Genomic DNA, 8054 nt, shown 5'->3' on the forward strand with positions numbered 1-8054 from the left:
CCCTCGCGCAGGCGGTCCGGACAGCATCGTCGAAGGCGTTCGTGCTGCTGGACGGGACCCTACTGCCGATCGACCGGATCGCTGCGGACCGGCTCTACTACTCGGGCAAGCACAAAAGGCACGGGATGAACGTGCAGGTCCTCGCCGATCCGTCCGGCCGGCTGTTGTGGCTCTCCCCGGCCCTGCCCGGCGCTGTCCATGATGTCCGCGCGGCCCGCGAGCACGGTGTCGTCGACGCCGTCACCGAGGCGGGCATCACGTGCTGGGCCGACAAAGGCTACCGGGGTGCCGGCGGCACAGTCCGTACCCCGTACTGGGGACGGTGGGAAACCCTCTCCACCGGTCAGCAGGCGGTCAACCGGTCCCACGCCAGAATCCGCGCCCTCATCGAACAGGCCATGGCCACCCTCAAGTCCTGGCGACTTCTCCGCAAGCTCCGGTGCTCGACCACCCGGATCACCCGCCTCATCCAGGCTGTCCTCACCCTGCATCTGGCCAGTCAGACCGATGATGAAAAACCCTCAGTTTCTCGTGTGTCCAAGGTCAAGGGTCAAGGCCCGCTGTCCCACTGCCCCCGGTGAGTGGATGCGACCGTCCGGCGGCGCACGGTGCACGGGCTGCGGCCGTGGCGCCTCCGTCGCCCCGCCGAGGTGACCCCGCCTCGACGCCTGCGGGCGCTGCGCCCACGCCAACTCCCCTCACCACACAGCAGGCCATGCGACTCGGATCACACCGTGTGCATCCAGCACGAGAAAGCCTGACTCGTCAGATACCCTGCAGATGAACCTCTCGCGCCCAACTGGCCCCATTCTCAACCAAAGAGCGAAGAGCCCTGATGAGCACGCTCGAATTCACAGTCCTCGGCCTGGACTTTCCGGTCGGCAGCACGAACAAGATCACCACCCTCACCGGCGAGCGGGAGGTGATGCTGGTCAACGCCCGGCCCCACCCGCGAACACGGCCGGCTCGCCGCCAGGATCCTCAATCCAGCAAGAAGCTCACCACCCTGTTCGTCAGCCACGGACGCCGGGGCGAGATGGCGTGGGGTTGATATGGGCCTGTTGGGCACGCCGTATCAGACCACCGGCTTCGTCGTTTCCACCCCCGCTGTCCCGGCCGAGGCGGTCCGCCGCCCGTACTCCGGGAACATCCCTTCCCCCCACGCAGAAAGGGTTACCCAGTGACCAGTCTCCCCAGTCGACGGCGCCTCCTTGCCACCGGAGCGGGCGCCGCCCTCGGACTCGGCGCGCTCGGCGCTACCGCGACCCCCGCCGCGGCCACCCCGGCCACAGCCGCACGCGACGCCGGCGCCGAAGAGACCAGGAGCCTCGACGAGCTGTACCAGGCCGCTATCGCCGAAGGCGGCAAGCTCGTCATCTACGCGGGCGGCGACCTCGCCAATTCCGGCAGCGGCGCCGGCGCCCGGACGGCCTTCCGCCAACGGTTCCCACAGATCGACCTCGAACTCATCGTGGACTACAGCAAGTACCACGACGTCCGTGTGGACAACCAGTTCGCGACCGACACCCTGGTGCCCGACGTGGTGCAGTTGCAGACGCTGCAAGACTTCACCCGCTGGAAGCGCCAGGGTCGGCTGTTGCACTACAAGCCCGCCGGTTTCAGCAAGCTGTACAAGAAGTTCCGGGACCCGGACGGTGCCTGGGTGGCCGGCATGGTCATCGCGTTCAGCTACCTGTACGACGTGGCGGCGGCCGGGGCCGACGCGCCGCAGACGCCGCTGGAGCTGGTCGACCCGCGCTGGAAGGGCGCCATCGCCTCCTCCTACCCGCACGACGACGACGCGGTGCTCTACCTCTTCGCCCTCTACGCGGAAACGTACGGCTGGGACTGGGTGGCCGACTTCGCCGCCCAGCAGCCGCAGTTCGCCCGCGGCTCCTTCTCCCCCGGCACCGCGGTCACCAACAAGGAGAAGATAATCGGCGTCGGCACGGGTGGCAGCCCGCTCGCCACCACGCCGAACCGCTGGGTGTTGCCCGACGGGCACCCCTTCGTAGGATGGGGACAGCGGATCGCGATCCTGAAGCAGGCCGCCAACCCCACTGCGGCCAAGCTCTACCTCAACTGGCAGCTGTCCACCGAGCGTCAGACCTCCAACAGCTGGTCGGTACGCACCGACATCGCCCCGCCCACCGGCCTCAAGCCGATCTGGGAGTACCCGAACGCCAACGTGGACGGGTTCCCGCGCTTCATGGAGGACCGGGCCCAGGTCGAGCGGCTGAAGCAGACCTTCGCCCTCTACTTCGGCGAGGTCAAGGGCGACCCGACACCCGGGTGGCCCGGTCTGCACCCGGGCGCCTGACCCCCCGACAGGGCCCCGCACGGCTGGGGGCCCGAAGGATTCCGCCGTGTAACGGCGTCTCGCATCCCCACCAGCCCTTCGGCGGGTGGGGAAGCCCATGGCCTCCGCCGTAGAGCCCGGTTCGGGTTCGTGGCCTTCGGGGCCGGTATGAGCGCCCCACAGGCAGCCCTCGTTCTGGAGCGGCGCAACGGTGACGTGCCGGTCACCAAGTCCGGGAACTCGGTGACCGGCACGACCGCCTGACACGTCCTTCTGCGGACGGTCACTCAGTTGATGCGGACGATCTTCCAGAGCTGGTCGTCGATGTTCAGGTCGTTCCACTGCACGACTGCCGCGCCGTTGGCGGTGGAGGACTGGGCGACGGCGGCGTTGAAACCGCTGCCGACGTTCTTCAGTTTGTAATAGCCGTTGCCCGCGTCGGTGAGGGTCCATTTCTGTGAGTTCGCTGCGGACGGCGTGTTCTGGACGACGGCGGCTCCGGCGGCGGTGGAGCCGCTACGGATGTCCAGGTTCAGGTTGCTGTTGGCGTTCTTGATGGTCCAGGCTCCGCCCCCGGCGGACTGGAAGGTGTACAGCTGGCAGAAGCAGGCCGAGTTCTGCCACTGCTGGACTGCCGTGTTGGTGGCGGTCGAGCCCTGCGGGATGTCCAGGTACTTCCCGCTGTTCTTGTTGACGAGGACGTACTGCCCGGTGCCCAGCGCCGGCAGAGCGGTCTGGGTGACGTTCCAGCGCTGGCAGGCACAGCTGGTACCGCTCCACTGGCCGGCGGCAGTACCGGTGGCGGTGGAGCCGTTCGGGATCTCCAGGTACTTGCCGGTCACACGGTTGGTGAGGCTGTAGCCGCCGGCCGGGTTCGGGGCGACGGCCCACTCGTGGTCCAGGGTGCCGTTGTCGTCCCACTGGAGGATCTTCGCTCCGTCGGCGGTGGACTGGTTCTCCACCCCGAGGACCTTGCCGCTGGCGACGTTGAGGATCTTGAAGTAGCCGGAGCTCTGCTGCACGAAGCGCCACTGCTGGTCGGTGGCGTTGTCGGCGGTCTGCTGGGTGGCGTTCGTGCCGTTGGTGGCGGAGCCGCCCGCGATGCTCAGCTGGAGGTTGCTGCCCGCGTTGGACACGGTGTAGGTGGCACCGTCGGAGATGCCGCCGCCCAGGTCGATGGTGCTGTAGGTGACGGGGTTGGAGAGGTTGGGGCCGCCGCTGCCGCCGCTGAGCACGAGCAGGCTGTGGCCGTCGGGCAGGGGCACCATGCCGCGGCTGTAGCCGCCGGCGACGTTGGAGCTGATGCGCGTCCAGGTGTTCGCTGCGCCGTTCTGGGTGTTCAGGAACAGGTCGCTGGTGCTGTAGGCGCTGACGACCAGCATGCCGTTGGGACCGCCGGTGGGCAGCCACGTGATGTACGGCGTACTGGTGGGTATCGTGCCGTCCGTCGCCTGCAGGGGGATGCCCGTGACGGAGTTGAAGGCCTCCGGGTCGGCGGAGATCTTGTAGTAGACGGCGAAGTTGCCCGAGGGCGAGCCGCCGTACTCGTACGTCATGACGTAGTTGCCGTTGGGCAGCTTCGCGACGGTGGGCATGCCCGGGCGCTGGCTGTAGGTGGGCATGGCCACGTCGTCCACGACCGGACCCCAGGTGTGCAGGTCGGTGGTGACCTGGTGCACGACCTTCTGACCGTGGGCGGGGTCGCGTTGGTCGGAGTAGTAGACGATCAGCTTGCCGTTGGCGTAGAGGAAGAACGGCTCCCAGACGGGGGTGTTTCCGTTCGTGTCGTACGCCTGGCCGCCGGTGGCGATGTTGGCGGCGAAGGTCCAGGTCTGTCCGCGGTCGGTGCTGGCGTAGACGTCGATCTTGATGGCCGAGCGGTCGGAGGGAACCGAGGCGCCCGCGGCCAGGATGGTCCCGGCCGGGAAGTCGCCCACCGCCGCGGGGAGTTCGAACAGCTCGGGCTCCCAGCGCATGCCCCAGCCGTTCTGCGTGTCGACGACCTCGGAGATCTTCGACCAGGAGTTGCCGTTGTCCGTACTGCGGTAGATCGGGAGGACCGGCGTGCCGGTGGTGTACTGCTCGAACGTCGCGAGGATGGTGCCGTTGGCGGAGCCGTTGTGCTGCATCCGCACCGCCCGCGGGTAGAGCGACCCGGGCGAGGGCGCACCCGCCGGCGGGGTGTACATCGTCTGCGAGGGACGCGCCAGGGCGTCTGCCCGGCCGGCGGGTACGACCATGGTCAGCACCGAGACGAGCAGGACGAAGGCCAGGGTGAAGAAGGAGGCGGGACGGGAACGCGGAGCGGCGCCGGGTCTGGCGCCTGTGCGGGCAAGGGACATTGCGGCTCCCAGGGGAAGGGGAAGGTGTGTTTCGGTGTCCGCCGGCTCGGAACGGCTCGGAGTGACGCGGCGGGGTTTGTTGGGCGCGTGGCCCGGGGACAGCCGGGCGACACCACCGGGGCGCGGCACGCGGGCGCGAGGGGCGGGGGCGCGGCGCGACAAGCGCGGAAGGGCGGAGGTGGGGTGCCCCGGCGGGTGGGTGTGCCGGGGCAGTGGCACGAGGGGGTGGGGTGGCTCAGAGGGTCAGAGGGAGGGCGGGGGCGCTGTCGAGCCGCGGACGACGAGTTCGACGGGTGGGTCGTTCGCCGGCGGCAGTTCGGTGTCGGGCTTCTCGATGGCGTGGAGGAGAAGCCGGATTCCTTCGCTCGAGGCGGCCTCGAAAGGCTGACGGACGGTGGTCAGCGGCGGGGAGACGTAGGCGAAGACGGGGTTGCCGTCGAAACCGACGACGCTGACGTCTTCCGGCACCCGTCGACCGCTTTCCCGCAGGCCGTGGATCAGGCCGATCGCCATCTCGTCGCCCGCGGCGAACACCGCGGTCACTAAACGGTCCGAGGCCAGCCCGAGGCCCGCGGCATACCCGGAGGCCGCCGACCAGTCACCGTTCAGCACGGGGGGCTCGTGCGCGCCCCGGTCCGCCAGCGCGGCCTGCCATCCCTCGATACGGTCCTTGGTGGCGTACCACCGCCGCGGCCCCGCGAGGTGATGGACGGTCGCATGCCCCAGGTCCAGCAGGTGTTCCGTGGCCGCACGTGCCAGCTCATGGGCGCCCACGCCGACGGTCAGTGTCCGGGTGGCACTGAAGGCGGGTGGGGCTCCGACGAAGAGGACCGGCACGTCCACGCCGAGCGGGACTTCGCCCTCGACTACGGGTACGGAGACGACGATGCCGTCCACGCCCTGTTCCAGCAGTGATTCCAGCGCGGCGGCGATGCTTTGCGGGTCACCGTCCGGGGTGTTGACCACGCGCAGCGCGTAACCGGCGTCCCGTACGGCCTGTTCGATGCCCACGAGCAGGGAGGCGGTTCCGTACCCGGCGGTTGCCAGCGCGACCACACCGATGGACCGGGTACGGCCGGAGGCCAGGGCCCTGGCCGCGTGGTTCAGCCGGTAGCCGAGTTCCTCGGCGGCCGCCAGGACACGTCGGCGGGACTCCTCGGAGACGTACGGCTCGTTGTTGAGGACCCGGGAGACCGTCTTGCGTGAGACGCCGGCCAGCCTGGCCACGTCCTCACTACGCGGCGCGGAGGAGCCCGCACCGCGCTCCAGCCCTGTTGTCATGAGATCTCCCATGGCCGTGTGTTCTCCATCGAACGAGGTCACCGTACATGACCGCGCGGTCTGACCGCGCGGTCAATGTGTACGCATCCGCCCGGGGCACGTCAAGGGTCCGCGCAACGTCACTTACTTCCGGTGCGATGGGCATCGAGACCTGCGGGTCGGCGGAGCGATTCGTTTGAGCCATCCAGGGAGGTGTGACCGCGATGCATTCGTGCAGGTCAATCGCCAGTGAGCGGGCCCGAGGCGGATCGATGGCCAGCCGCGCCAGTCCCGCCCGTCCGGCCCGACTGCCGGCACACAGGGCTTGCGGCCGGGGCCGGCCCATCATGGATTGCCGGACGGAAAGTCTTGACAGCGAGTCCACACAGCGTTCACGCTTCCTGGCGTCCGACGATCGTGTTTGTTCGATCGTGTTGGATTTCGGCTCGCGACTGACCTTCAAACGGTCCCTCGACGACCCGCCCTCCGTCATACCCCCGTCCGGCTGACGTGCCATACCGGGGTACCGCCAGCCCTGTAGGAGCCGAAATGCACCGTTCTTCCCCCGGTCAGCCCATGTCCGGAACCAGCCGCCGCACCGTGCTCCGCGGACTCGGCGGAGCCGCAGTCCTGGGTGCCGGCCTCCCTCTGCTGAGTGCCTGCGCCGGCAGTTCCGCCTCGTCGGACACCAAGACCGTCACCGTCGGCTCCAACGCGTCCGACGCGGTCCCGAAGAAGGCGTACGGCGACGTCTACGCGGCCTTCACGAAGCAGTCCGGCATCAACGTGGCCATCAACACCAAGGACCACAACACCTTCCAGGAGCAGATCAACTCCTACCTCCAGGGCACGCCGGACGACGTGTTCCAGTGGTTCGCCGGCTACCGGATGCAGTTCTTCGCGGCCAAGGGACTGGCCACCCCGATCGACGACGTGTGGAAGACGATCGGCGGCAACTTCCCTCCGGCGATGCACGACCTGAGCAAGGGTCAGGACGGCAAGTACTACCTGGTGCCACTGACCACGTCGCCGTGGGCGGTCTTCTACCGCAAGAGCGTCTTCCAGAAGTACGGCTACGAGGTCCCGACCACGTGGGACGCGTACGTCGCCCTGTGCAAGCAGATGAAGAAGGACGGCCTCGTCCCGATCGCGTACGGCGACAAGGACGCCTGGCCGGCGATGGGCTCCTTCGACCAGATCAACTTCCGCCTCAACGGCTACGACTTCCACGTCGAGCTGATGGCGGGCAAGGCCTCATGGACCGACGCGAAGGTCCGCAAGGTCTTCGACACGTGGGCCGAGACCCTCCCCTACCACCAGGAGGGCGCGGTGGGCCGTACCTGGCAGGACGCCGCCCAGACGCTGGTGGCGAAGAAGGCCGGCATGTATATGCTCGGCATGTTCGTGGCCCAGCAGTTCACCAACAAGGCGGACCTGGACGACCTCGACTTCTTCGCCTTCCCCGAGATCGACCCGGCGTACGGGCAGGACACCGTCGAGGCGCCGACCGACGGCATCATGCTCAGCAAGAAGCCCAAGAACCACGCCGGTTCGGTCAAGCTCCTCGAATTCCTGGGCACGCCGCAAGCCGAGGAGACGTACCTGAAGGCCGACCCGAGCCTCATCGCCGCCTCCTCGAAGGCCGACACCTCCGCCTACAGCGCCCTTCAGAAGAAGGCGTACGAGATGATCAGCGGCGCGAAGCACCTCACGCAGTTCATGGACCGGGACAGCCGGCCGGACTTCACCTCGACGGTGATGCAGCCCGCGCTGCAGAAGTTCGTCCGCGACCCCAAGGGAATCGACAGCCTGCTGTCCTCGATCGAGCGCCAGAAGAAGACGATCTTCGCGTCCGGCTGAGACCGACCCCCTTCTGAAGCGGATGAACACCACCACCATGAGCTCCGAAACGACCACGAAGACCCCGGAGGCGGCCGCCGTGCCGCCTCCGGGCCCCGCGCCGGTCAGCAAGCGGGTCCCGCGCGGGCACCGGCGGCTGCTGACCCGCCGTGACCGCATCACGCTCGGCTTCATGGCCGGCGTGCCCACCATCCTGCACGTGGCCCTGGTCTGGGTCACCGCGCTGGCCTCGATCGCCCTGGCTTTCACGAGCTGGGACGGCATCGGCTTCGGCTCCATCAAGTGGGTCGGGC

5 protein-coding genes and 2 pseudogenes are annotated in these 8054 nt (G+C 68.4%); 5 read left to right on the forward strand and 2 right to left on the reverse strand.

Annotation, left to right across the window (positions count from 1 at the left end):
• The 3 genes and pseudogenes from ACFVYN_RS40665 to ACFVYN_RS40675 all read left to right on the forward strand — a co-directional run.
• Window positions 1-500 (forward strand): annotated as a pseudogene (locus ACFVYN_RS40665) (transposase family protein); the annotation flags it as partial.
• 335 nt (window positions 501-835) lie between these two features.
• On the forward strand, window positions 836-1051 hold the full coding sequence (locus ACFVYN_RS40670; protein ID WP_390007820.1) for a hypothetical protein: 216 nt from the start codon (window positions 836-838) through the stop codon (window positions 1049-1051).
• A gap of 129 nt (window positions 1052-1180) precedes the next feature.
• Window positions 1181-2320, forward strand: coding sequence for an ABC transporter substrate-binding protein (locus tag ACFVYN_RS40675; protein WP_390007821.1), 1140 nt, complete (start codon window positions 1181-1183; stop codon window positions 2318-2320).
• A gap of 266 nt (window positions 2321-2586) precedes the next feature.
• On the opposite strand, the gene ACFVYN_RS40680 is transcribed toward ACFVYN_RS40675, so the two are convergent.
• Together ACFVYN_RS40680 and ACFVYN_RS40685 are read right to left on the reverse strand one after the other, a co-directional pair.
• Complete coding sequence (locus ACFVYN_RS40680) at window positions 2587-4641, reverse strand: RICIN domain-containing protein (protein ID WP_390007824.1); 2055 nt, start codon at window positions 4639-4641, stop codon at window positions 2587-2589.
• A 243-nt stretch (window positions 4642-4884) separates the two neighbouring features.
• Window positions 4885-5922, reverse strand: coding sequence for a LacI family DNA-binding transcriptional regulator (locus ACFVYN_RS40685; RefSeq protein WP_390007827.1), 1038 nt, complete (start codon window positions 5920-5922; stop codon window positions 4885-4887).
• A 528-nt stretch (window positions 5923-6450) separates the two neighbouring features.
• Between ACFVYN_RS40685 and ACFVYN_RS40690 the strand changes: the two genes are divergently transcribed.
• Both ACFVYN_RS40690 and ACFVYN_RS40695 read left to right on the forward strand, forming a co-directional pair.
• Window positions 6451-7761 carry an ABC transporter substrate-binding protein gene (locus ACFVYN_RS40690; RefSeq protein ID WP_390007825.1) on the forward strand — a complete coding sequence of 437 codons (1311 nt, stop codon included), beginning with the start codon at window positions 6451-6453 and terminating at the stop codon, window positions 7759-7761.
• Between the two features lie 37 nt (window positions 7762-7798).
• Window positions 7799-8054, forward strand: a pseudogene (locus tag ACFVYN_RS40695) (sugar ABC transporter permease); the annotation flags it as partial.

Source organism: Streptomyces sp. NPDC058307 (assembly GCF_042880295.1).
Classification (GTDB): Bacteria; Actinomycetota; Actinomycetes; order Streptomycetales; family Streptomycetaceae; genus Streptomyces.